The 21,510-nt window shown below is 72.4% G+C and carries 23 protein-coding genes; 1 reads left to right on the forward strand and 22 read right to left on the reverse strand.

Annotated features, from left to right (window positions below):
• Position 1: 1 nt before the first annotated feature.
• From nuoK to ABD223_RS12285, 15 genes are all read right to left on the reverse strand, one after another.
• Positions 2-301: an NADH-quinone oxidoreductase subunit NuoK gene (nuoK, locus tag ABD223_RS12215; RefSeq protein WP_344036203.1), complete on the reverse strand. Its 300-nt coding sequence runs from the start codon at positions 299-301 to the stop codon at positions 2-4.
• Complete coding sequence (locus ABD223_RS12220; protein ID WP_344036204.1) at positions 298-1,143, reverse strand: NADH-quinone oxidoreductase subunit J; 846 nt, start codon at positions 1,141-1,143, stop codon at positions 298-300. The genes nuoK and ABD223_RS12220 overlap by 4 nt, the downstream gene beginning before the upstream one ends.
• Positions 1,140-1,706, reverse strand: a complete 567-nt coding sequence (gene nuoI / locus ABD223_RS12225; protein ID WP_344036205.1) for an NADH-quinone oxidoreductase subunit NuoI — start codon at positions 1,704-1,706, stop codon at positions 1,140-1,142. Before nuoI ends, ABD223_RS12220 begins: the two co-directional genes overlap by 4 nt.
• Positions 1,693-3,033 (reverse strand): NADH-quinone oxidoreductase subunit NuoH, encoded by a 1,341-nt coding sequence (gene nuoH, locus ABD223_RS12230; RefSeq protein ID WP_344036206.1) that lies wholly within the window; start codon positions 3,031-3,033, stop codon positions 1,693-1,695. Before nuoH ends, nuoI begins: the two co-directional genes overlap by 14 nt.
• On the reverse strand, positions 3,030-5,522 hold the full coding sequence (locus ABD223_RS12235) for an NADH-quinone oxidoreductase subunit G (protein ID WP_344036207.1): 2,493 nt from the start codon (positions 5,520-5,522) through the stop codon (positions 3,030-3,032). The genes nuoH and ABD223_RS12235 overlap by 4 nt, the downstream gene beginning before the upstream one ends.
• Complete coding sequence (gene nuoF, locus ABD223_RS12240) at positions 5,519-6,838, reverse strand: NADH-quinone oxidoreductase subunit NuoF (protein WP_344036208.1); 1,320 nt, start codon at positions 6,836-6,838, stop codon at positions 5,519-5,521. Before nuoF ends, ABD223_RS12235 begins: the two co-directional genes overlap by 4 nt.
• A 14-nt stretch (positions 6,839-6,852) precedes the next feature.
• Positions 6,853-7,650, reverse strand: a complete 798-nt coding sequence (nuoE, locus tag ABD223_RS12245; protein WP_344036209.1) for an NADH-quinone oxidoreductase subunit NuoE — start codon at positions 7,648-7,650, stop codon at positions 6,853-6,855.
• Positions 7,647-9,050: an NADH-quinone oxidoreductase subunit D gene (locus ABD223_RS12250; RefSeq protein ID WP_344036210.1), complete on the reverse strand. Its 1,404-nt coding sequence runs from the start codon at positions 9,048-9,050 to the stop codon at positions 7,647-7,649. Before ABD223_RS12250 ends, nuoE begins: the two co-directional genes overlap by 4 nt.
• On the reverse strand, positions 9,047-9,745 hold the full coding sequence (locus ABD223_RS12255; RefSeq protein WP_344036396.1) for an NADH-quinone oxidoreductase subunit C: 699 nt from the start codon (positions 9,743-9,745) through the stop codon (positions 9,047-9,049). Before ABD223_RS12255 ends, ABD223_RS12250 begins: the two co-directional genes overlap by 4 nt.
• Positions 9,746-9,877: 132 nt before the next feature.
• Positions 9,878-10,426 carry a NuoB/complex I 20 kDa subunit family protein gene (locus tag ABD223_RS12260; protein WP_344036211.1) on the reverse strand — a complete coding sequence of 183 codons (549 nt, stop codon included), beginning with the start codon at positions 10,424-10,426 and terminating at the stop codon, positions 9,878-9,880.
• A gap of 11 nt (positions 10,427-10,437) precedes the next feature.
• A complete protein-coding gene (locus ABD223_RS12265) occupies positions 10,438-10,803 on the reverse strand; it encodes an NADH-quinone oxidoreductase subunit A (RefSeq protein ID WP_344036212.1) in 366 nt (121 codons plus the stop codon).
• 345 nt (positions 10,804-11,148) lie between these two features.
• Entirely contained in the window at positions 11,149-12,426 is a 1,278-nt protein-coding gene (locus ABD223_RS12270; RefSeq protein WP_344036213.1) for a geranylgeranyl reductase family protein, read from the reverse strand.
• A 67-nt stretch (positions 12,427-12,493) separates the two neighbouring features.
• Entirely contained in the window at positions 12,494-13,186 is a 693-nt protein-coding gene (locus ABD223_RS12275) for a demethylmenaquinone methyltransferase (RefSeq protein WP_344036214.1), read from the reverse strand.
• Positions 13,187-13,439: 253 nt separating this feature from the next.
• Positions 13,440-14,552: a glycosyltransferase gene (locus ABD223_RS12280; RefSeq protein WP_344036215.1), complete on the reverse strand. Its 1,113-nt coding sequence runs from the start codon at positions 14,550-14,552 to the stop codon at positions 13,440-13,442.
• Positions 14,549-15,652, reverse strand: coding sequence for a glycosyltransferase family 4 protein (locus ABD223_RS12285; RefSeq protein ID WP_344036216.1), 1,104 nt, complete (start codon positions 15,650-15,652; stop codon positions 14,549-14,551). Before ABD223_RS12285 ends, ABD223_RS12280 begins: the two co-directional genes overlap by 4 nt.
• Positions 15,653-15,796: 144 nt before the next feature.
• Here ABD223_RS12285 and ABD223_RS12290 point away from each other — a divergent pair, with 144 nt between their 5' ends.
• The gene (locus ABD223_RS12290) at positions 15,797-16,621 is read left to right on the forward strand and encodes an inositol monophosphatase family protein (RefSeq protein ID WP_344036217.1); all 825 of its coding nucleotides are present in this window, start codon (positions 15,797-15,799) and stop codon (positions 16,619-16,621) included.
• A gap of 61 nt (positions 16,622-16,682) precedes the next feature.
• Here ABD223_RS12290 and ABD223_RS12295 read toward each other — a convergent pair whose 3' ends face one another.
• Genes ABD223_RS12295 through ABD223_RS12325 form a run of 7 tightly spaced genes read right to left on the reverse strand, consistent with a single transcriptional unit; the run spans position 16,683 to position 21,450 of the window.
• The gene (locus tag ABD223_RS12295; RefSeq protein ID WP_344036218.1) at positions 16,683-17,303 is read right to left on the reverse strand and encodes a hypothetical protein; all 621 of its coding nucleotides are present in this window, start codon (positions 17,301-17,303) and stop codon (positions 16,683-16,685) included.
• A 17-nt stretch (positions 17,304-17,320) separates the two neighbouring features.
• Positions 17,321-18,349, reverse strand: coding sequence for a 1,2-phenylacetyl-CoA epoxidase subunit PaaE (gene paaE, locus ABD223_RS12300; protein WP_344036219.1), 1,029 nt, complete (start codon positions 18,347-18,349; stop codon positions 17,321-17,323).
• Positions 18,349-18,840 (reverse strand): 1,2-phenylacetyl-CoA epoxidase subunit PaaD, encoded by a 492-nt coding sequence (gene paaD / locus ABD223_RS12305; protein WP_344036220.1) that lies wholly within the window; start codon positions 18,838-18,840, stop codon positions 18,349-18,351. Before paaD ends, paaE begins: the two co-directional genes overlap by 1 nt.
• Complete coding sequence (paaC, locus tag ABD223_RS12310; protein WP_344036221.1) at positions 18,837-19,721, reverse strand: 1,2-phenylacetyl-CoA epoxidase subunit PaaC; 885 nt, start codon at positions 19,719-19,721, stop codon at positions 18,837-18,839. The genes paaD and paaC overlap by 4 nt, the downstream gene beginning before the upstream one ends.
• Positions 19,718-20,002, reverse strand: coding sequence for a 1,2-phenylacetyl-CoA epoxidase subunit PaaB (paaB, locus tag ABD223_RS12315; protein ID WP_344036222.1), 285 nt, complete (start codon positions 20,000-20,002; stop codon positions 19,718-19,720). The genes paaC and paaB overlap by 4 nt, the downstream gene beginning before the upstream one ends.
• Positions 19,999-20,961, reverse strand: coding sequence for a 1,2-phenylacetyl-CoA epoxidase subunit PaaA (gene paaA / locus ABD223_RS12320; RefSeq protein ID WP_344036223.1), 963 nt, complete (start codon positions 20,959-20,961; stop codon positions 19,999-20,001). The genes paaB and paaA overlap by 4 nt, the downstream gene beginning before the upstream one ends.
• 54 nt (positions 20,962-21,015) lie before the next feature.
• Positions 21,016-21,450, reverse strand: coding sequence for a DUF3592 domain-containing protein (locus tag ABD223_RS12325; RefSeq protein WP_344036224.1), 435 nt, complete (start codon positions 21,448-21,450; stop codon positions 21,016-21,018).
• Positions 21,451-21,510 lie beyond the last annotated feature (60 nt).

The following is a 21,510-nucleotide window of genomic DNA, read 5'->3' on the forward strand; positions in this document are numbered from 1 at the left end:
CTCAGTACTTCAACAGGTTGGAATCGTCGACCGAGGCCGAGCGACGCGTCTTGAAGATCGCCATGATGATCGCCAGGCCGATCACGACCTCCGCCGCGGCCACGACCATCACGAAGAACGCCATCACCTGGCCGTCCAGCCCGCCGTTGATGCGGGCGAACGTGACCAGGCTGAGGTTGACCGCGTTGAGCATCAGCTCGACGCACATGAACACCACGATGGCGTTGCGCCGCACCAGCACGCCGACCGCGCCGAGGCTGAACAGCAGCGCCGACAGCAGCAGGTAGTACGTAGGGGTCACGACGACTCTCCCTTGAGCGCGCGTGCGTCGGCCTGGTGCCCGGTGCCGGACACCTCCGCGACGTCGTCGTCGAGGCGTTCCTTGCCGGTCGTCTCGATCAGCTCGGACAGCGACTCGGCGGCGACCGAGCCGTCCGGCAGCAGGGCGGGCGTGGCCACCGAGTTGGCGGTGGCGAACACGCCGGGGCCGGGCAGCGAGCCGGGTCGCGGACCGCGGAAGCGCTCCTCGACCAGCTCGCGCTGGGTCTTCTTGGCGTCCTTGCCGGTGCGCGAGGAGAAGGCCAGCACCATCGCGCCGATCGCCGCGGTGATCAGCAGCGCGGAGGTCAGCTCGAACGGGAACAGGTAGTCGGTGAAGATCTCCGCGCCGATGTTGGCGACGTTGCCGCCGTTCTGGGTGTTCGCGTCGACCAGGCCGACCGACTGCACGGAGGTCAGCGCGCGGGCCAGGGAGCCGACGACCAGGCCGGCGAAGCCGACGCCCAGCACGGCCGCGGCCAGCCGCTGCCCGCGCAGCACCTCGACCACCGAGTCGGAGCTGTCCCGGCCGACCATCATCAGCACGAACAGGAACAGCATCATGATCGCGCCGGTGTAGACGATGATCTGCACGAAGCCGAGGAACGGCGCCTGCTGGACCATGTAGAGCACGCCGAGGCTGAGCATGGTGAGCACCAGCCACAGCGCGGAGTGCACGGCGTTCCGCGCGAAGAGCATCCCCAGCGCGCCGGCCAGGGCGAGCGGGCCGAGGACCCAGAACGCGACCGCCTCGCCGGTGGTGACCACGTCGACCGCGGTCTCGACCACCTCGGGCTGCTGGAGGAGCAGGGACGAGAGGCTCACTTCAACGCCTCCTCGGGTCCCGTCTCGACCGTCGCGCCCTCGGGCACGCCCGCCTCGCGGGCCAGCGCCGGGCCGTTCACGTAGTAGTCCTTCTCGTCCTCGCCCAGCCGCATCGGGTGCGGCGGCTGCTCCATGCCGGGCAGCAGGGGCGCGAGCAGGTCTTCCTTGGTGAAGATCAGCTTCTGGCGGTTGTCGTCGGCCAGCTCGTACTCGTTGGTCATGGTGAGCGAGCGGGTCGGGCACGCCTCGATGCACAGGCCGCAGCCGATGCACCGCAGGTAGTTGATCTGGTAGTCCGCGCCGTAGCGCTCACCGGGCGAGTAGCGCTCGTCCTCGGTGTTGTCGCCGCCCTCGACGAAGATCGCGTCCGCCGGGCAGGCCCACGCGCACAGCTCGCAGCCCACGCACTTCTCCAGCCCGTCCGGGTGCCGGTTGAGCTGGTGGCGGCCGTGGAACCGCGGCGCGGTGACCTTCTTGACCTCGGGGTACTCCTCGGTGACGACCTTCTTGAACATCGTGCCGAAGGTGACGCCGAAGCCCTTGACGGGATCAAACATCCCCATCGCTGGCCTCCTTGGATGCGGTAACCGCTGCCGGTTCCTGGGTGCGGGCGCCGGTGTCGCCGCCGGCGGTGGTGGGCAGCTCCGCGACCGGGACCTGCCGGCGCGGCGGTGCCTTGGGGACTGCGAGGTCGAGCGGGGGCACGGGGTAGCCGCCGCCGGTGACCGGCACGGCGTTCGGGTCGTGCTCCTCGCGCTTGTCGGGCAGCAGGAACGCGATCAGCAGCACGATCGCGAGGAACGCCCCGATCACGATCAGCGCGGTGCTGGTGTCCAGGCCGCCGCGGGCCTCCCACTCCTGGCGCAGGAAGCGGGCGAAGGCCACCGCGACGAACCAGATCAGCGCGACCGGGACCAGGAACTTCCAGCCCAGCCGCATGAACTGGTCATAGCGCAGGCGGGGGAGCGTGCCGCGCAGCCAGATGAACAGGAACAGGAAGGCCAGCGTCTTGAGCACGAACCAGAGCAGGCCGAACCAGCCGCTGTTGAGCAGGTGGTCGTCGCCGACGAACGGGAACCGCCAGCCGCCGAGGAACAGCGTGGTGGCCAGCGCCGAGACGGTCACCATGTTGACGTACTCGGCGAGGAAGAACAGCGCGAACTTGAGCGAGCTGTACTCGGTGTGGAAGCCGCCGACCAGCTCCGACTCGGCCTCGGGGAGGTCGAACGGCGCCCGGTTGGTCTCGCCGACCATGGAGACGACGTAGATGAGGAAGCTGACCGGCAGCAGGTAGAAGTACCAGCCGCCGGACTGGGCGTCGACGATGTCCGAGGTGGACAGCGAGTGCGAGTGCATGACCACGGCGACGATCGACAGGCCCATCGCGATCTCGTAGGAGATCACCTGCGCGGCCGAGCGCAGCGCGCCCAGCAGCGGGTAGGGCGAGCCGGAGGCCCAGCCGGACAGCACGATGCCGTAGACGCCGAGCGAGGAGCAGGCCAGCACGACCAGCACGCCGACCGGCAGGTCGACCAGCTGGAGGGCGGTGCGCTCGCCGAAGATCGAGACCTCGCCGCCGATCGGGATGACCGAGAAGGCCACGAACGCCGGGACGCAGGAGATCACCGGGGCCAGGAAGAACACCCACTTGTCCGCCAGGACCGGGCGGATGTCCTCCTTGAACGCCAGCTTCAGGCCGTCGGCCAGCGACTGGAGCCAGCCGCCGGGGCCGACCCGGTTCGGGCCGGGGCGCTGCTGCATCCGGGCGACGACCTTGCGCTCCCAGTTGATCATGAACAGGGTCATCACGACGAGGAACGCGAAGATCCCCACGACCTTGATGACGATCAACCAGAGCGGGTCGTCGGCGATCAGTTCTGCGGTGGTCATGCCTCGCCTCCGAGCGTGGTGTTCCTCCCGGTGACCGCGGGGGCGACCGCGACCACGGAGCCGTGGCCCGCGGCCAGGTTGCGCCGCACGGTGACCGCGCCCGAGTTGCCGGGCAGCCACACGACGCCGTCGGGCAGGTCCGCGGCCTCGACCGGCAGCACCACCTCGCCCCGGTCGGTGGACACGGTGATCTCGCCGCCCAGCTCGACGCCCAGGTGCACGGCGGTGGCCGGGGACAGCTTGGCCACGACCGGGCGCGCGGTGCCCGCCAGGTTCGGCTCGTCGTCCTGGAGCGAGCCGTTGTCGAGCAGCCGCCGCCAGGTCGCCAGGACCGCCTGGCCGTCCCGGGGCTGGGTCAGCAGCGGGGCGGGCGCGGTCGGGGCGGAGGCGCTCGCGGGCGCCGCGCCGAGCCGCGCGAAGTCGGCCGCGGCCGACGCCGGGGTCTGGGTGAACAGGTCGGCGTCCATCTCCACGGCCAGCGTGTCGAGCACGCGGCCGTCGGACAGCGCGCCGGTGCCCTCCAGCGTCGTCCGGAAGGCCCGCCGCCTGCCCTCCCAGTTGAGGTAGCTGCCCGACTTCTCGACGGCGGGCGCGATCGGGAGCACCACGTCGGCGTGCGCGGTGACCGCGCTGTGCCGCAGCTCCAGGCTGACCACGAAACCGGCGGTCTCCAGCGCGCGCTGGGCCAGCGCGGGGTCCGGCAGGTCGAACGGGTCGACGCCGCCGACCACCAGCGCGTCCAGGTCGCCGCCCGCGGCGGCGGTCAGGATGCCCGTGGTGTCGCGGCCGGCCACGGCGGGCAGCGAACCCGCCTCCAGGCCCCAGGCCGCCTCGACCTCCGCGCGCGCCGCCGGGTCGCCGACCGGGTGGCCGCCCGGCAGCAGCGTGGGCAGCAGGCCCGCTTCCAGGGCGCCGCGCTCGCCCGCGCGCCGCGGCACCCAGGCGACCCGGGCGCCGGTCCGCTCGGCCAGCGCCGCGACCGCGGAGAACAGGCCGGGCACCTCGGCGGCGCGCTCGCCGACCAGGATCACCGCGCCCGGCTTCGACAGGTCCTCGACCACGTCCGCCGCGTGCTCGGGCAGGGCGTTGATCGCGTTCGGCTCCTGGCCGGGCACGCAGGCCAGCAGCACGCCGTTGGTCTTCTCCACCGCCGGGGTGGTGAACTGGCCGAGGTGGAAGACCCTGATCCGGTTCTTGCGGGCCGCCTTGCGCAGCCGCAGGAACACGATCGGGGACTCCTCCTCCGGCTCGAACGCCACCAGCAGCGCGGCCGGGGCGGACTCGATCGCCGCGTAGGTGACGCCGCCGCTGTCCGGGGTGCGGCCGAGGACCGCGCCGGTCAGGAACTCCAGCTCCTCGCGCGAGTGCGGCCGGGCGCGGAAGTCCACGTCGTTGGTGCGCAGCGCGACCCGGGCGAACTTCGCGTAGGCGTAGGCGTCCTCGACGGTCAGCCGGCCGCCGGCGAGCACGCCCGCGCCCTTGCCGTCGCGGGCCCTGGCCAGGCCCTCGGCCGCGACCTGGAGCGCCTCGGTCCACGACGACTCGCGCAGCTCGCCGGTCCCCGCGTCCCGCACCAGCGGTCGGCGGATCCGGTCGGCGGCCGTGGCGTAGCGGAACGCGAAGCGGCCCTTGTCGCAGGTCCACTCCTCGTTGACCTCGGCGTCGTCGGCCGCCAGCCGGCGCTGCACGGCGCCGCGCCGCCAGTCCGAGCGGGTGGCGCAGCCCGACGAGCAGTGCTCGCACACGCCGGGGGTGGACACCAGGTCGAACGGGCGGGCCCGGAACCGGTAGGCGGCGCTGGTCAGCGCGCCCACCGGGCAGATCTGGATGGTGTTGCCGGAGAAGTAGCTCTGGAACGGCTTCTGCTCGGCCACGCCGACCTGCTGCTGCGCGCCGCGCTCCAGCAGCTCGATGAACGGGTCGCCCGCGATCTGCGCGGAGAACCGCGTGCACCGCTGGCACAGCACGCACCGCTCCCGGTCCAGCAGCACCTGCGTGGAGATCGGGATCGGCTTGGGGAAGGTCCGCTTGTGCTCGTGGAACCGGGAGTCCGCGCGGCCGTGCGCGAGGGCCTGGTTCTGGAGCGGGCACTCGCCGCCCTTGTCGCAGATCGGGCAGTCCAGCGGGTGGTTGATGAGCAGCAGCTCCATCACGCCCTGCTGCGCCTTGTCCGCCACCGGCGAGGTCAGCTGGGTCTTGACCACCATGCCGTCGGCCACCGTCATGGTGCAGGAGGCCTGCGGCTTCGGCATGGGCCGGCCGCCCATCTCCACCTCGACCAGGCACTGCCGGCAGGCGCCCGCGGGCTCCAGCAGCGGGTGGTCGCAGAACCGCGGGATGACGGTGCCCAGCCGCTCGGCGGTGCGGATCAGCAGCTCGCCCTTCGGCGCGACGACCTCCTCGCCGTCGATGACGAGCTTGACGTGGCCCTCGGGGACCACCAGGGCGCCCGATTCCTTCGGGGTGCTCCTGTCAGGGGCGATCGTCATGCCTGTGCACCTGCCAACACCTTGGAGTTCTGGTCGCACAGCGCCAGGAACTCGTCCCTGAAGTACTTGATGCCGCTGGTGATGGGGCTGACCGCGCCGTCGCCGAGCGCGCAGAACGAGCGGCCCAGGATGTTGTCGCAGACGTCCAGCAGCGTGTCGATGTCACTGGCCGTGCCCTCGCCGCGCACCATCCGCTGGAGGATCTGGACCAGCCAGTAGGTGCCCTCGCGGCACGGCGTGCACTTGCCGCACGACTCGTGCTTGTAGAACTCGGTCCACTTCATGACGGCCCAGGGCACCGACACCGTCTCGTTGAAGACCTGGAGGGCGGTGGTGCCGAGCATCGAGCCCGCCTCGGCCGCGCCCTCGAAGTCCAGCGGCACGTCGAGGTGCTCGGCGGTGAACAGCGGGGTGGACGAGCCGCCCGGCGTCCAGAACTTCAGCGGGATGCCGTCCTTCATGCCGCCCGCCAGCTCCAGCAGCTCGCGCAGCGTGACGCCCATCGGGGCCTCGTACTGGCCCGGGTTGGTCACGTGGCCGGACAGCGAGAAGATCTTCGGGCCCGGCGACCGCTCACGGCCCATGGTGCGGAACCAGTCCGCGCCGCCGTTGACGATGTAGGGCACGCTGGCGATCGTCTCGACGTTGTTCACCACGGTCGGCGACGCGTACAGGCCGGCGGTCGCGGGGAACGGCGGCTTGAGCCGCGGCTGCCCGCGGCGGCCCTCCAGCGAGTCCAGCAGCGCCGTCTCCTCGCCGCAGATGTAGGCGCCCGCGCCCGCGTGCACCACGAGGTCGAGGTCGAAGCCCGTGCCGAGGACGTCCTTGCCCAGGTAGCCCGCCTCGTACGCCTCGCGCACCGCCGCGTTCAGCCGGCGGATCACGTGCAGCACCTCGCCGCGCACGTAGATCGCGGCGAAGTTCGCCCGGATCGCGTACGAGGTGATGATGATGCCCTCGATCAGCGAATGCGGGTCCGCCATCATCAGCGGGATGTCCTTGCAGGTGCCCGGCTCGCCCTCGTCGGCGTTGATGACGAGGTAGTGCGGCTTGCCGTCGTTCTGCGGGATGAAGCCCCACTTCATGCCGGTGGGGAAGCCCGCGCCGCCGCGACCGCGCAGCCCGGAGTCCTTGCACTGCTGGATCAGCTGGTCCGGGTGGGCCGTGAGCGCCTTGCGCAGCGCCGTGTAGCCCTCCAGCTGCTCGTAGGTCTTCAGCGTCCAGGAGCGCGGCGACAGCCAGCGCTTCGTCAGGACGGGAGTCAGGGGTGCCGACGTGCTCTTCCCCGCGGAGGCACCATTGGATACCGCGACCATGTCCGGCTGCCCTCCTACTTCTTCTCCGGCAGCGGCGGGAACTCCGCGTGCTCCGGCATCGCCGGTGCGGTCCACCCGCGCTCGGCGGCGATCTTGGCCCCGCGCACCGTCTCCGGGGCGGCGGACGGGCCGTCCAGGTCCGCGTCCCGGCCCTCGAAGAACCCGGCCAGCTGGAGCTCGGCCTGGCGGAAGTCGGTCAGCGGCGCGCCGCGCGTGGGGTGCGGCTTGTCCCCCGCCTGGAGCGACTTCACCACCTCCAGCGCCTTCTCCGGCGTCTGGTTGTCGAAGTACTCGTAGTTGACCTGGAGCACCGGGCCGAGGTCGCACGCCGCCAGGCACTCGGCGTGCTCCAGCGTGATCGAGCCCGGCGCGCCCGGCTCGCCCGAGGTCTCCTCGTGGCCCAGCGGCCGGCCGTCGCTGCCCAGGTGCTCGCGCAGCTCCGCGTAGATGGCGTCACCGCCGAGCGCCGCGCACAGCGTGTTGGTGCAGACGCTCACCAGGTGCTCGCCGCACGGGCGGCGCTTGTACATGGTGTAGAACGTCGCGACCGCGCTGACCTCGGCGTTGGTCAGGTCGAGCTGGTCGGCGCAGAAGGTGATGCCCGCCTGGCTGACGTGGCCCTCGACCGACTGCACCAGGTGCAGCATCGGCAGCAGCGCCGAGCGCGCCACCGGGTAGCGGGCGACGAGCGCCCGCGCCTTGTCCACGACGTGGTCGAACGCGCTGGTGTCGACCTGGTTCTCGTCGACCAGGCGCTGCGTCGCCACCGGGTCCAGCGGGGAGGCCGCGTAGACCTCTTCGGAAGTGCTCATCGGTCACAACCACCCATCACCGGGTCGATAGAGGCCACCGACGCGATGACGTCGGCGACCATGCCGCCCTCGCACATCGCGGGCATCGACTGGAGGTTCACGAAGCTGGGTTCGCGCACGTGCACGCGCATCGGCCGGGTGCCGCCGTCGGAGACGAGGTGGTAGCCCAGCTCGCCGCGCGGCGACTCGATCGGCACGTAGACCTGGCCCGGCGGCACCGCGAAGCCCTCGGTCACCAGCTTGAAGTGGTGGATCAGGGACTCCATGGACTGGCCCATGATCTTGCGGACGTGCTCCAGGGAGTTGCCCATGCCGTCCGCGCCGATGGTCAGCTGGGCGGGCCAGGCGACCTTGGCGTCCTCGACCATGACCGGGCCGGCGGGCAGGTTGTCCACGGCCTGGCGGATGATCCGCAGCGACTGGTGCATCTCCTCGACGCGCAGCCGGTAGCGGGCGAAGGAGTCGGCCGCGGTCGACGTGGGCACGTCGAACTCGTAGTTCTCGTAGCCCGAGTAGGGGTCGACCTTGCGCAGGTCCCACGGCAGGCCGGCGGAGCGCAGGATCGGGCCGGTGATGCCCAGCGCGAGGCACGCGTCCACGGGCAGGTAGCCGACGCCCGCCAGGCGGTTGCGCCAGATCGGCTGGCCGGTGAGCAGCTTGTCGTAGTCGGGCAGGCGGGAGTCCATCACCTCGATGAACTCCTTGATGCGCGGCACCGCGCCCTCGGGGAAGTCCTGCGCGAGCCCGCCGGGCCGGATGAACGCGTGGTTCATCCGCAGGCCGGTGAGGAACTCCAGCAGGTGCAGGACCTCCTCGCGCTCCCGGAAGCCCGCGGTCATGCCGGTCAGCGCGCCCAGCTCCATGCCGCCGGTGGCCAGCGCCACCAGGTGCGAGGAGATCCGGTTCAGCTCCATGAGGACCACGCGGGCGACCTGGGCGCGCTGCGGCGCGGTGATGCCGAGCAGCTTCTCCACGGCCAGGCAGTACGCGGCCTCGTTGTGCAGCGGCGCCAGGTAGTCCATGCGCGTCACGAACGTGACGCCCTGGGTCCAGTTCCGGTACTCGCAGTTCTTCTCGATGCCGGTGTGCAGGTAGCCGATGACGCTGCGGGCCTGGGTGACGGTCTCGCCCTCCAGCTCCAGCACCAGGCGCAGCACGCCGTGCGTGGACGGGTGCTGCGGACCCAGGTTCATGACGACGCGCTCGTCGCCCGCGGCCTCGGCCAGCACCTCGTCCCAGTCGCCGCCGGTCACCGTGTAGACGGTGCCCTCGGTGGTCTCCCGGGCGCCCGCGTAGGCGTCGGGGTTCGACGTGGTGCGGTTGGCCTCGTACGAGTCGCTGTCACGGCCCTCGGCGCTGGTGTCGGTGCCGGTCGTGACGTCGGAAAGCCGTTCAGTCATGAGTAGGACCGCCTCTGGTCTGGCGGGGGGATCTCCGCGCCCTTGTACTCCACCGGGATGCCGCCGAGCGGGTAGTCCTTGCGCTGCGGGTGGCCGTCCCAGTCGTCCGGCATGAGGATCCGGGTCAACCCCGGGTGGCCGTCGTAGACGATGCCGAACATGTCCCAGGCCTCGCGCTCCTGCCAGTCGGCGGTCGGGTAGACCGACACGACGCTGGGGATGTGCGCGTCGTCCACGTCGACCGCGACCTCCAGCCGGATGCGGCGGCGGTAGGTCATCGACGTGAGGTGGTAGACCGAGTGCAGCCGCTGCGGCGCGTCCACGCCGTAGTCCACACCGGACACCGAGCTGCACAGCTCGAAGCGCAGCGCCGGGTCGTCGCGCAGGACGCGCGCCACCTCGACCAGGTTCTCCCGGCGCAGGTAGAAGGTGATCTCGCCGCGGTCGACGGTGATCTGCTGGACGGTGTCGGCGGGCAGCCCGCGCTCCCGGAGCGCGGCCAGCAGCTCGTCGGCGACCTCGTCGAACCAGCCGCCGTAGGGCCGCTCGGACGGCGCGGCGACGTGGGCGGGCAGCCGCAGGCCGCCGAAGCCGGAGGTGTCGCCGGAACCGGAGATGCCGAACATGCCCTGGCGGGCGCGGCCGGCCACGACGCCGCCGCGACCCAGGTGCTCCTCGTGCTCGGCCTCGCTCATGCTCGCGGAGCTGAGCGCCTCGGAGTCGGACTCCTGGGGGTCGGCGTTGCTCGGGGTGCCCGCGCCGGGGGTCTTCTCGACCTCGGCCGCGGTGTTGGCGTCCGCCGGCTTGTTCTCGTCAGCCATTGCCGCTCACTTCTTCGCAAAGCGCTGGGAGGACGGGATCAGGTCGGTGCTGTGGCCCTGCTCGGCCAGCAGCGCGGCCCTGGCCGGCCCCAGCGGCTCGTCCATGATCTTCGCGTGGATCTTGAGGATCGCGTCGATCAGCATCTCCGGCCGCGGCGGGCAGCCCGGCAGGTACATGTCGACCGGCACGACGTGGTCCACGCCCTGCACGACCGCGTAGTTGTTGAACATGCCGCCGGAGGAGGCGCACACGCCCATGGCCAGCACCCAGCGGGGCTCCGGCATCTGGTCGTAGATCTGGCGCAGCACCGGGGCCATCTTGTTGGTGACCCGGCCGGCCACGATCATCAGGTCGGCCTGGCGGGGCGAGGCGCGGAAGACCTCCATGCCGAAGCGCGCGAGGTCGTAACGCGGACCGCCGGTGGTCATCATCTCGATGGCGCAGCAGGCCAGGCCGAACGTGGCGGGCCACAGCGAGGACTTGCGGGTCCAGTTGACCAGCTTCTCGACGCTGGCCAGCAGGATGCCGTTCGGGAGCTTCTCTTCGAGACCCATGGTCTTCCCCCTCAGTTCCAGTCGAGGCCGCCGCGACGCCAGACGTAGGCGTACGCGAAGCCGACCGTGGCGACGAACAGCACGATCTCCACCAGGCCGAACAGGCCGAGCCGGTCCGCGGAGACCGCGAACGGGTAGAGGAAGACCATTTCGATGTCGAACAGGATGAACAGCATCGCCGTGAGGTAGTAGGCGACCGGCATGCGGCCGCCGCCGACCACGGGTTGCGGCGACGGTTCGATGCCGCACTCGTACGCGTCGAGCTTCGCGCGGTTGTAGCGGCGGGGTCCGATGTACGGGGCGGCCGTCACCGAGAACAGCGCGAAGGCCGCGGCGAGGGCGAACATCAATACGAGGGGGAGGTAAGGGTCCAGCACTCTCCGTCGTCCTTTCCTCGCTGTCGCGGTGGTGGTGCACCGCCGACCGTTGCGCACCCTAAGGGGTGTTCTTGCACCCTCCGGGAGTTAGGCATGCCTAACAATCCGCAGGTCGCTTGTGAAACACTTCACAAGGCATCACAGCCGGTTGTGAACTGATTCACAAGACCTGAGGGCCAGTGTAGAACGTCACACAGAGGCGTGACACACACCCCCTGAACCGCTCTGACCTGGCCTTACGAGGCGCACGTCAACAGTGGGGAGGGTCAGGCGTGAACGGGGGCACACCGAATACGAAACAGCGCCGTCCCGAAGGACGGCGCTGAGCCGTTCAGGTGAGGCGCACTAGGCCGTTGGAGCGAGCTTCGTGGCGGCCGTGATGAGACGGTCGAAGGAGTCGCCGTCCTTGGGGTCGTACAGGCCCGCGAGCAGCTTGAGCACCAGTTTCATCAGCGTCTTGCGCGGCAGGCCGTACTTGGTGGCGGTCCGCATGACGGTGGGGTTGCCGATCAACCTGCTGAAGACGTTGCCGAGCCGGTAGTAGCTGCCCAGGGCCTGCTCGATGCGCACGGGGTAGCCGTGGAGTGCGCGTTCGCGGCTCGTGCCGGTGCGGGCCAGGGCCTGCACCACGCTCTCGGCGGCGATCCGGGCCGACTCCATGGCGTAACCGATGCCCTCCCCGTTGAACGGGTTCACCATGCCACCGGCGTCACCCACAAGGAGCAACCCGTCTCGGTAGTGGGGCTTCCTGTTGAGACCCATCGGCAGGGCCGCGCCGCCGATGCGGCTGGTGGCGTTCTCCTCGCGGAAGCCCCACTCCTCCGGGGTCCCGTCGAGCCAGCTCTTCAGCAACGCCCGGTAGTCGGTCGTGCCGTACGCCTTGGAGGTGCTGAGGATGCCCAGACCGACGTTCACCGTGCCGTCGCCCATGCCGAAGATCCAGCCGTAGCCGGGCAGCAGCACGTCGTTCTGGCGGTCCCACAGCTCCAGGTGCGACTCCAGGTAGTCGTCCTTGGTGCGGGGGCTGGCGTAGTAGCGGCGGACCGCCACGCCCATCGGCTTGGCGTCGTCCTTCTGGATGCCCACCGACAGCGCGAGGCGGGCCGACACGCCGTCGCAGCCCAGCACCAGCTGCGCCCGGAACTCGACCGGCTCCTTGCCGGGCCCCTGCTTGGCGCTGACGCCGACCACGCGGCCGTTCTCGACGACCGCGCCGGTGACGTTGGTCTGCTCGTGCAGCCGCGCGCCCGCCTGGACCGCGGTCCTGGCCAGCATCTCGTCGAAGTCCTGGCGGGGCCGGACCACGCCGTAGGGCGGGAACGTGGCCAGCTCGGGCCAGTCCAGTTCGAGCCGGACACCGCCGCCGACCACGCGCAGGCCGCGGTTGTGCAGCCAGCCCGCCTCCTCGCGGGTGTCGATCCCCAGGTCGATCAGCTGCTTCACGCCGCGCGGGGTCAGGCCGTCGCCGCAGACCTTCTCGCGGGGGAAGGAGCTCTTCTCCAGCAGCAGCACGTCCAGGCCGGCCCGTGCCAAGTAGGCAGCCGCGGTCGAGCCCGCCGGGCCCGCGCCGACCACGATCACGTCGGCGTCCTCGCCTGCCCTGCGGCGGCTGGGAGTCGTCATCCCCGCTCCTTGTGCCTGTGTTCACAAAGTCGGGGCCGAGTCTACTTGCGAGTTCCTGAGGGCTTCTTCACGAGACGGGCTTGGTGCCCTTGTGCAGCGCCACCACGCCGCCGGTGAGGTTCATCCAGGCCACGTCCTCCCACCCGGCGCGGGCCACGACCTGGGCCAATGAGCGCTGGTCGGGCCAGGTGCGCATGGACTCGGCCAGGTACTGGTAGGCGTCGGGGTTGGAGGAGACGAAGCGCGCGACGAGCGGCAGGACCTTGAGCAGGTACCGCATGTAGACGAACCGGAACGGCCGGAACGTCGGCGTGGACACCTCGCAGACCACCAGCCGGCCGCCGGGTCGCACCACCCGGCACATCTCGCGCAGCGCGGCCTCGGTGTCGTTGAAGTTGCGCAGCCCGAAGGACACCGTGACCGCGTCGAACGAGCCGTCGGCGAACGGCAGGCGCAGCGCGTCGGCGGCCACCTTCGGCACCGGCCGGTGCGCGCCGCCCAGCAGCATCCCCAGCGAGAAGTCGGCCGCCACGCACCAGGCGCCGGACGCCGCGTACTCGACGGTGGACACCGCCGTCCCGGCCGCGAGGTCGAGCACCTTCTCGCCCGACCGGGCGTCCAGCACGCGCCTGCTCCACTCCCGCCAGCGCCGGTCGAACCCGAGCGTCATGACCGAGTTCGTCCGGTCGTAGCCCTCGGCCACGCCGTCGAACATCTCGGCGACCTCGCGAGGGTCCTTGTCCAAACCTGCGCGCGACATGGCAAAAGCCTAGGCGACCCCCACCCCACCAGCACCCGCGCCCACCCGACCCCCGCGTGTCCTCCACTCGGACACCGCGTGTCCTCCACTCGAACATCGCGAGTCGAACACTCAGGACCCCCGAGTTCCACGTTCGCGTGGGGTGGGGAGGCGCGGGGCGGGTCGGGCGAGGGGAGGCGCGGGCAAGGCGGGAAGGCACGGGCGGGGCAAGGCCGGGAGGCGCGCGGCGGGTCGTGGGCAGGCGCGCGGCAGCTCAGGTGGGCAGGCGCAGGGCGGTCAGCATGCCGTCCACGGCGGCTCGCCACGGGTACTGCTCGGCACGGGCGCGGGCGGCCGACCGGCGGGTCGGCTCGGGGTGGTCGAGGAGGCTGCTCACCGCGCCCGCGAACGCCGGGGCGTGGTCCGCCACGGCCGCGCCGCAGCCTGGCCGCACGATCTCGCGCAGCGCGCTCGACGCCGAGACGACGACCGGGGTCCCCGAGGCCAGGGACTCCAGCGCGGCCAGGCCGAAGGTCTCGTGCGGGCCGGGCGCCAGGCAGACGTCGGCCGCGGCGAGGAGGTCGGCCACGGCGTCGCGCCGGTCGACGAAGCCCAGGAACGTGACGGGCAGGCCCGCGGCACGGCGTTCCAGGGCCTCGCGGCGCGGCCCGTCACCGGCGACGACCAGCCGCACGCGGTGGCCCGCGGCGTGCAGTTCGGCGGCGGTGTCGACGCTGCGCTCCACGTGCTTCTCCGGCGACAGCCGGCCGCAGTGCACGAGCAGCGCGTCGGCGCCGCGCGCCAGGTCCGCCCGCACCGAGCGGTCGCGGCGGGCCGGGGTGAACGTGCCCAGGTCCACGCCCAGCGGCACGCGGACCACGTTGCGCGCGCCGATCCGGTCGAACTCCTCCCGCGCGAACCCCGTCGTGCACACCACCGTGTCGTACGAGGCGGCCATCCGCGCGTTCGCCCGGTCCGCGCCCCACCGCGCCAGCGGACCCGGCAGCAGGAACTGCTCCAGCAGCCGGTCCAGCCGCTCGTGCGAGATCACCGCGCTCGGCACGCCGCGCGCCGCCGCCCACCGGCCCATGCCGCGCAGCGTCACCCGGTCCGACACCTCCAGCCGGTCGGGCCGCAGGCGGTCCAGCAGCGCGCGCACCCGCCACGGGTCGACGGCGCGGTAGCCGCCGGCGCCGGGGATGCGCGGCGCGGGCAGCGTGACGCGGCGGACGCCCGGCGCGAGCCGCTCGTCGGCGTGCGCGCCACCCGGCACGACCAGCACGACCTCGTGGCCGCGCCCCGCGTAACCGGCGCCGAGGTGGTGCAGGGCGGTGCGCAGGCCGCCGGAGCGCGGGCCGTAGAAGTTGGCCAGCTGCGCGATCCTCATGCCGCGCGCCGCTCCGGCACGCCCAGCACGGCCGCGTAGTGGTCCAGCAGCTCGTCGCACACCGCCGCCCACGTCCGCCCGCGCACCCACCGCCGGGCCGCCTGCCCGTACCGGCGGCGGCGGAGCGGGTCCCGCAGCTCCTCCACCGCGCGCCGCAGGTCGTCGTCGGTGTCGACCAGGTAGCCGGTGTCGGGCCGCACCAGGTCGCGCGGCCCGCCCGCGTTCGGCGCGACCACCGGCACGCCGCTGGCCAGCGCCTCCTGCACGGCCTGGCAGAACGTCTCGTGCGGTCCCGTGTGCACGAACACGTCCAGGCTCGCGTAGGCGGCCGCCAGGTCCGCGCCGCGGCGGAACCCGAGGAACGCCGCCCCGGGCAGGTCCCGGCGCAGCCGCTCCTCCTCCGGCCCGTCTCCGACGACCACCAGCCGCACGCCGGGCAGGCCCCGCAGCGCCGCGAGCCGGTCGACCCGCTTCTCCGGCGACAGCCTGCCGACGTAGCCGACCAGCAGCTCACCGCCCGGGGCCAGCTCGGCGCGCAGCGCGTCGTCCCGGCGGGCCGGGTGGAACAGCTCGACGTCCACCCCGCGCCCCCAGCGGTGCACGCGCGGCACGCCGTGCCCCTCCAGCGCCTCCACCGCCCAGCTGGACGGCGCCAGCGTGCGGTCGGCCTGGGCGTGCAGCCGGCGCGTCCACCGCCACGCGGCGCGCGCGGTCAGGCCGAGCCCGTAGTGGGCGGCGAACCCGGCGACGTCGGTCTGGTAGACCGCGACCACCGGCACGCCCAGCCTGCGCGCCGCCGACAGGCCGCGCGCGCCCATGACGAACGGGCTGGCCAGGTGCACGACGTCCGGCCGGAAGTCGTGGAGCGCGGTCAGCACCCGGCGCGTGGGCACGCCGACCGGCAGCGAGCTCAACCGCGGCAGGTCCACCGCCGGGACGCGGACGACCGGCGTGCCGCCGTGGTGGTCGGCGCCCGCGCCGGGAGCCACCACCAGGGCCCGGTGGCCACGCGAGGTCAGGTGCTCCAGGACCCGCAGGACGGAGTTGGTGACCCCGTTGACCTGGGGCAGGAAACTTTCCGTGATGATCGCCACGCGCACGGCGCTCACCCTGCGGTGCGAAGGACACGACGGCGTGACACCTCCGCGAACGGCCGTCGAACTCCTCGCGTCGCGCTTGACGTTGGCCCTCACTTCACCTGCTGTACGCGTCGCGGTCACTCCGTGCGGTCACACTAGGTCGGCATGACCGTCTTGTCGTCGCGTCCCGCTCAGCCAGTCGATCCCGGCCTGGTGTCGATCGCGCTGGAGATAGCGGGCCGCCTCGCCAACGACGCGTCGGACGTCATCATGGCGACGGCGGGCCGGGGCGCCAGGCCCGAGGACGACGCCTCGCCGTTCGACTGGGTGACCGACACCGACCGGACCCTGGAGCGGCACACCAGGCGCGTGCTGACCGCCGAGTTCCCGCACATCCCGGTGTTCTGCGAGGACTCCGACGAGGACGTGGCGAGCGACGTCGAGTACCGCTGGGTGGTGGACCCGGTGGACGGCACGGCCAACTACGTGGCGGGCGTGCCGTGGTGCGCCTACAGCCTGGCGCTGGTGGACCGGTGGGGGCCGGTCGTCGGCGTCGTGGCGGACCCGTACCGGGCGCAGATCTACGCGGCGGCGCGCGGGCGGGGGATGCGGGCCAACGGGACGCCGGTGAAGCTGGGCGACCAGGCGGTGAGCTCGATCGTGTGCACGGAGATGACGCGGACGGGACCGTGGCCGGGGATGGGCGAGTTCATCTCGCGGGCGGCGGTGGCCGGCACGGGGGTCCGGGTGCTGGGGTCGAAGGCGCTGGCGGTGGCGCAGGTGGCGCTGGGCCACGCGGCGGCGGCGGTGCTGCACAGCTACCACGAGTGGGACGTGGCGGGCGCGGTGGCGCTGGCGGTCGAGTCGGGCGCGGTGGTGCTGGACCGGAGGGGCGAGGACGCGTCGCTGCCGGTGGACGGGCTGCTGGTGGCCATGCCCGAGGTGGCCGAAGAGGTGCTGGGGTGGTGGCAGTCGTCGATGAGCCGTTAGGCCGTTTGGCGTGCCACATGACGGGATGGTCTCAAAGGACCAACCCGTCGCGTCATTCGGCCTAATCGTTGCCCAGGTGCGGCAACTGCTGCTCCAGCACCTCCAGGTGCACCCGCGCCCGCTCCAGCGACGGCTGGTTGAACATCTGGAGCGCCACCCGCCCCACCTCGTCCTCGAACGCCGTGAAGTCGCGCACCGCCGCCGACATCCGGTGCGCCACGGGGTGCTGCTGGTCGGCGCCCAGCGCCCGCCCCAGCTCGGCGATCCGCCGCACGTCCCCCAGCTCGCCGCCGAACTGCGCGGCGATCCGCTCCAGCCAGTCCCGCGCCGGTGACGGCGGCACCGTCGCCACCGCGGCCGCGACCCGCCGCACCGACAGCTCGCACCGCGACACCATCGCCGCCCAGCGGTCGTTCGGCGGAGGCGGCGGAGGCGGCAGGTGCGCCGGGAACGGTGGCGGCGGCACGGGCCGCGGGCGGCGGCGGGCCGCGCCGACCAGCACGCCGATCAGGGTGCCCGGCAGCGCGCCCAGCGGCGCGCCGACGATCATCGACCCGATGAACGTGCCCATCACCTCGCCGGTGGACACGCCGTCGGCGTCCGACATCGTGATGCCCGCGGTGAGCAGCACCACCATCAGCGCCCAACCGATGAGCAATCCCCAGAGCGCCGAACGTCCCATGGTCCCAATGTGCCAGATCAGGCGTCGAAATCGACCGTGATCTCCGAGGTCACCGCCACCGCCTGGCACGTCAGCACGAAGCCCGCCGCCACCTCGTGCGGCTCCAGCGCGTAGTTCCGCCGCATCTCCGCCGCGCCGGACACCACCCGCGCCCGGCACGTGCCGCACACCCCGCCCTTGCACGCGAACGGCAGGTCGGAGCGCACGCGCTGCGCCGCGTCCAGGATCGGCGTGCCGGCGGGCAGCGGCACGGCGGTCTCCCGGCCGTCCAGCACCACGGTCGCCGTCGCCACCGCGTCCGGCGAGGACGTCGGGCGGCGAGGCTCGGGCGGCGGTTCGTCGACGTAGAACAGCTCGTGGTGCACCGCCTCCGGCGCCACGCCCAGCGACGTCAGCACCTCGCGCGCGTCCCGCACCACCCCGTGCGGCCCGCACAGCCACCACTGGTCCACGTCCGCCCACGGCACCACCGACGACAGCAGCGCCCGCAGCTTCGCCGCGTCCAGCCGCCCGGAGAACAGCTCCACGTCCCGCGGCTCCCGCGACAGCACGTGCACCAGCTGGAACCGCGTCGGGTGGCGGTCCTTCAGGTCCGCCAGCTCCTCGGCGAACATCACCGTGTCCGCGCGCCGGTTGCCGTAGAGCAGGGTCACCCTCGCCCCGGCGGCCAGCTCGGTGGCGGCGATGGACAGCGCGGGCGTGATGCCCGAACCGGCGACCACCAGCCCGTGGTGCGCGCCGCCCGCCGGCGTGAAGTTCCCGGTCGGCGGGGACACCTCCAGCACGTCGCCGGGCCGGGCCCGGTCCACCAGCAGCGACGAGAACAGCCCCCGGTCGACCCGGCGCACGCCGATGCGCAGCGGCGCGCCGACCGGCGCGCAGATCGAGTACGACCGCCGCTCGTCGCCGTCGCGGAGGGTCACGTGCTGCCCGGCCTTGAACGCGAAGTCGCCGGCCAGCTCGTCGGGCACCTCGAAGGTCACCGCGACCGCGTCCGCGCACAGCCGCTCGACCGACGCCACGGCCAGCTCGTGGAACTGCGGCATCAGATCTCCTTGACGTGTTCGAACGGCTCGTCGCAGTCGGCGCACCGCCGCAGCGCCTTGCACGCCGTGGAACCGAAGCGCGACAGCTCGGCGGTCCGCGCGGACCCGCAACGCGGGCACGACACCCGCCGGGGCGGCGGCACCAGGTTCAGCGGCACCGGCCCGGCGACGCGCGGCCCCAGGCGGGACGGCGGCGCGATGCCGGCCTCGCGCAGCTTCCGCAGGCCGTCCTCGCTGATCCAGTCGGTGGTCCACGCCGGTGACAGCGACGTGCGCACCTCCACCTCGGCGAACCCCGCCTCCAGCAGGGAGCGCCGCAGGTCGGCGCCCATCTCGTCCAGGGCGGGGCACCCCGAGTAGGTGGGGGTGATCGTCACCGACACCCGCCCGCCGGACTCGGTCACGTCCCGCAGCACGCCCAGGTCGGCCAGCGTGAGCACCGGCAGCTCCGGGTCGCGCACCCGGGCCGCCACCTCGTACGCGGCGCTCACCACCGGGCGCCCGGCAGCGACCGGTGCAGGTGCTGCATCTCGGCCAGCAGGTAGCCCATCACCTCGGTGTGCACGCCGTCGCGCCCGGCCCGCCCGCCGACCCGCGCCGCGGGCGGCACGTCGACGGGCCGCTCCAGCCGCGCCGCCGCCAGCACCGCGTCCAGCACGCCGTCCACCTCGGACCGCAGCTCGGCCGGGTCGACGGCCACCCCCGCCAGCCGCAGCTCGACGGGGTGCGCGGTGAACAGCTCCTCCAGGTGCGGCCACACCCGCGCCAGCCCGGCGGCCATCCGCCGGTGCGACTCCTCGGTGCCGTCGCCGAGCCGCACGACCCACTGCGCCGCGTGGTCCCGGTGGTAGGCCAGCTCCTTCACGCCCTTCTCGGCGACCGCCGCCAGCACCGGGTCCGCGCCGCCGCGCAACCGCGAGTACTGCGCGAGCTTCCACGACGAGAACACCAGCAGCCGCGCCACCGTGGTGGCGAAGTCGCCGCCCGCGAACGGCCCGCACTCGATCTCGGCCAGGTGCACGTTGCGGAACTCGCGCTCCTCGCGCAGGAAAGCCAGCGCGTCCTCGTCCCGGCCCGCGCCCTCGGCCTCGCCGGCCCTGGTGAGCAGCATCCGGGCCTGGCCGAGCAGGTCGAGCGCGATGTTGGCCAGCGCCACGTCCTCCTCCAGCTCGGGCGCGCGCGAGGTCCACTCGGCCAGCCGCTGCGCCAGCACCAGCGCGTCGTCGCCCAGCATCAGGCAGTACGCGGACAGGTCGGCGCGGTCGACGCCCTCCGGCAGCTCCCGGTCGACGCCGGTCAGCGGCTCGGAGAAGCCCGTCCCGAACGCCCAGTGCGCGTCCTCCTGGTCCACCAACCCGTCGTAGGCGCTCACAGGTGCGGCACGTCCTCTGGGATCGGGTAGAACGTCGGGTGCCGGTACACCTTGTCGCCGTTGGGCTCGAAGAACGGGTCCTTCTCGTCCGGCGAGGACGCGGTGATCGCCGCCGCGGGCACCACCCAGATCGACACGCCCTCGTTGCGGCGCGTGTAGACGTCGCGCGCGTTGCGCAGGGCCATCTCGGCGTCCGGCGCGTGCAGCGACCCGACGTGCACGTGGTTCAGCCCGCGCTTGCCTCGGAGGAACACCTCCCACAACGGCCACGACGAGCTCATGCCGCACCTTCCGAGACAACGCCCACGGCACCTTCTCCCCCGGCGGCGGCGCGCTTGGCCGAGAACGCCTCGGCCGCCGCGCGCACCCACTCGCCGTCCTCGTGCGCCGCGCGCCGGTGCGCGACGCGCTGCGCGTTCGACGGCCCGTTGCCGCCGACGACGCGCCAGAACTCGTCCCAGTCGGGCTGGCCGAAGTCGTGGTGGCCGCGCCCGGGGTTCCACCGCAGCTCCGGGTCGGGCAGCGTGACGCCCAGCTTCGCGGCCTGCGGCACGGTCATGTCCACGAACTTCTGCCGGAGCTCGTCGTTGGTGTTGCGCTTGATCCGCCACTTCATGGACTGCTCGGTGTTCGAGCTCTCCGCGTCGGGCGGGCCGAACATCATCAGCGACGGCCACCACCAGCGGTCGACGGACTCCTGGACCATGGCCCGCTGCGCGTCGGTACCGCTCATCATCGTCATCAGCAGCTCGTAGCCCTGCCGCTGGTGGAAGGACTCCTCCTTGCAGATGCGGATCATGGCCCGCGCGTACGGCCCGTAGGAGGTGCGGCACAGCGGGACCTGGTTGCAGATCGCCGCGCCGTCGACGAGCCAGCCGATCACGCCGACGTCGGCGAACGACAGCGTCGGGTAGTTGAAGATCGAGGAGTACTTCTGCCTGCCCGAGATCAGCTTCTCGGTCAGGTCGCCGCGGTCGGCGCCCAGCGTCTCGGTCGCGGCGTACAGGTACAGGCCGTGCCCGGCCTCGTCCTGGACCTTGGCCAGCAGGATCGCCTTGCGGCGCAGCGACGGCGCGCGGCTGATCCAGTTGCCCTCCGGCTGCATGCCGATGATCTCGGAGTGCGCGTGCTGCGCGATCTGCCTGATCAGCGTCTTGCGGTAGGCCTCGGGCATCCAGTCACGCGGCTCGACGCGCTGTTCGGCCGCCACGGTGCGCTCGAACCGGTCCTCCAGGTCCATGCACCGATGTTACACCTGGAGGCCGATTCCGAGGAAGACTGTAACAAGCCGCGGTCACCGCCTCCGGCGCGACCACCAGACCAGCGGCAACAGCACCGCCCACACGGCGAGCAGGAACGTGCCGATCGGCAGCAGCGCGAGCACGGCGGTGCGCCCGGCGACGCGCGCCACCTCGGGGTTGCCGGTGTCGTACTCGATGCGCACCAGCTGACCCGGCTCCAGGCCCTCCGGGTACAGCACGCCCTGCTCCGGGCTGTGCACGGCGCCGTCGTCCGAGGCGAAGCGGACCACGGTGCGCTGGAACGACACCGACACCACCTCGGCCGTCGCCTTGCCCAGCCGCTGCTCGATCAGGTAGTCGTCGCGCAGGCACGACGTGAGCAGCACCAGGGCGATCAGCGTCACCAGCGCGCCGACCACCGGCAACGCCCGGCCAACCAGGAGCCGGGCCGCCGGGCGGACCCGCGTCCGCAGTGCGTTGTCCACCACAGGCACGGAGTCTAGGGCGGCCTCGGCGACCCATCTCAGCCGTCGGTCCATACCCTCGGG

The sequence above is a fragment of the Saccharothrix xinjiangensis genome (assembly GCF_039527585.1).
GTDB classification, from domain to species: Bacteria; Actinomycetota; Actinomycetes; order Mycobacteriales; family Pseudonocardiaceae; genus Actinosynnema; species Actinosynnema xinjiangensis.

What these genes read in the sequence shown, in the direction of transcription:
- nuoH (WP_344036206.1), bottom strand. Translation starts at nt 3,033, where the DNA reads ATGACCACCGCAGAACTGATCGCCGACGACCCGCTCTGGTTGATCGTC.
- ABD223_RS12290 (WP_344036217.1), top strand. Translation starts at nt 15,797, where the DNA reads ATGACCGTCTTGTCGTCGCGTCCCGCTCAGCCAGTCGATCCCGGCCTG.
- nuoI (WP_344036205.1), bottom strand. Translation starts at nt 1,706, where the DNA reads ATGGGGATGTTTGATCCCGTCAAGGGCTTCGGCGTCACCTTCGGCACG.
- ABD223_RS12275 (WP_344036214.1), bottom strand. Translation starts at nt 13,186, where the DNA reads ATGTCGCGCGCAGGTTTGGACAAGGACCCTCGCGAGGTCGCCGAGATG.
- ABD223_RS12295 (WP_344036218.1), bottom strand. Translation starts at nt 17,303, where the DNA reads ATGGGACGTTCGGCGCTCTGGGGATTGCTCATCGGTTGGGCGCTGATG.
- nuoE (WP_344036209.1), bottom strand. Translation starts at nt 7,650, where the DNA reads ATGAGCACTTCCGAAGAGGTCTACGCGGCCTCCCCGCTGGACCCGGTG.
- ABD223_RS12280 (WP_344036215.1), bottom strand. Translation starts at nt 14,552, where the DNA reads ATGAGGATCGCGCAGCTGGCCAACTTCTACGGCCCGCGCTCCGGCGGC.
- ABD223_RS12255 (WP_344036396.1), bottom strand. Translation starts at nt 9,745, where the DNA reads ATGAGCGAGGCCGAGCACGAGGAGCACCTGGGTCGCGGCGGCGTCGTG.
- ABD223_RS12250 (WP_344036210.1), bottom strand. Translation starts at nt 9,050, where the DNA reads ATGACTGAACGGCTTTCCGACGTCACGACCGGCACCGACACCAGCGCC.
- ABD223_RS12235 (WP_344036207.1), bottom strand. Translation starts at nt 5,522, where the DNA reads ATGACGATCGCCCCTGACAGGAGCACCCCGAAGGAATCGGGCGCCCTG.
- paaB (WP_344036222.1), bottom strand. Translation starts at nt 20,002, where the DNA reads ATGAGCTCGTCGTGGCCGTTGTGGGAGGTGTTCCTCCGAGGCAAGCGC.
- paaA (WP_344036223.1), bottom strand. Translation starts at nt 20,961, where the DNA reads ATGGACCTGGAGGACCGGTTCGAGCGCACCGTGGCGGCCGAACAGCGC.
- nuoF (WP_344036208.1), bottom strand. Translation starts at nt 6,838, where the DNA reads ATGGTCGCGGTATCCAATGGTGCCTCCGCGGGGAAGAGCACGTCGGCA.
- ABD223_RS12270 (WP_344036213.1), bottom strand. Translation starts at nt 12,426, where the DNA reads ATGACGACTCCCAGCCGCCGCAGGGCAGGCGAGGACGCCGACGTGATC.
- paaE (WP_344036219.1), bottom strand. Translation starts at nt 18,349, where the DNA reads ATGCCGCAGTTCCACGAGCTGGCCGTGGCGTCGGTCGAGCGGCTGTGC.
- ABD223_RS12260 (WP_344036211.1), bottom strand. Translation starts at nt 10,426, where the DNA reads ATGGGTCTCGAAGAGAAGCTCCCGAACGGCATCCTGCTGGCCAGCGTC.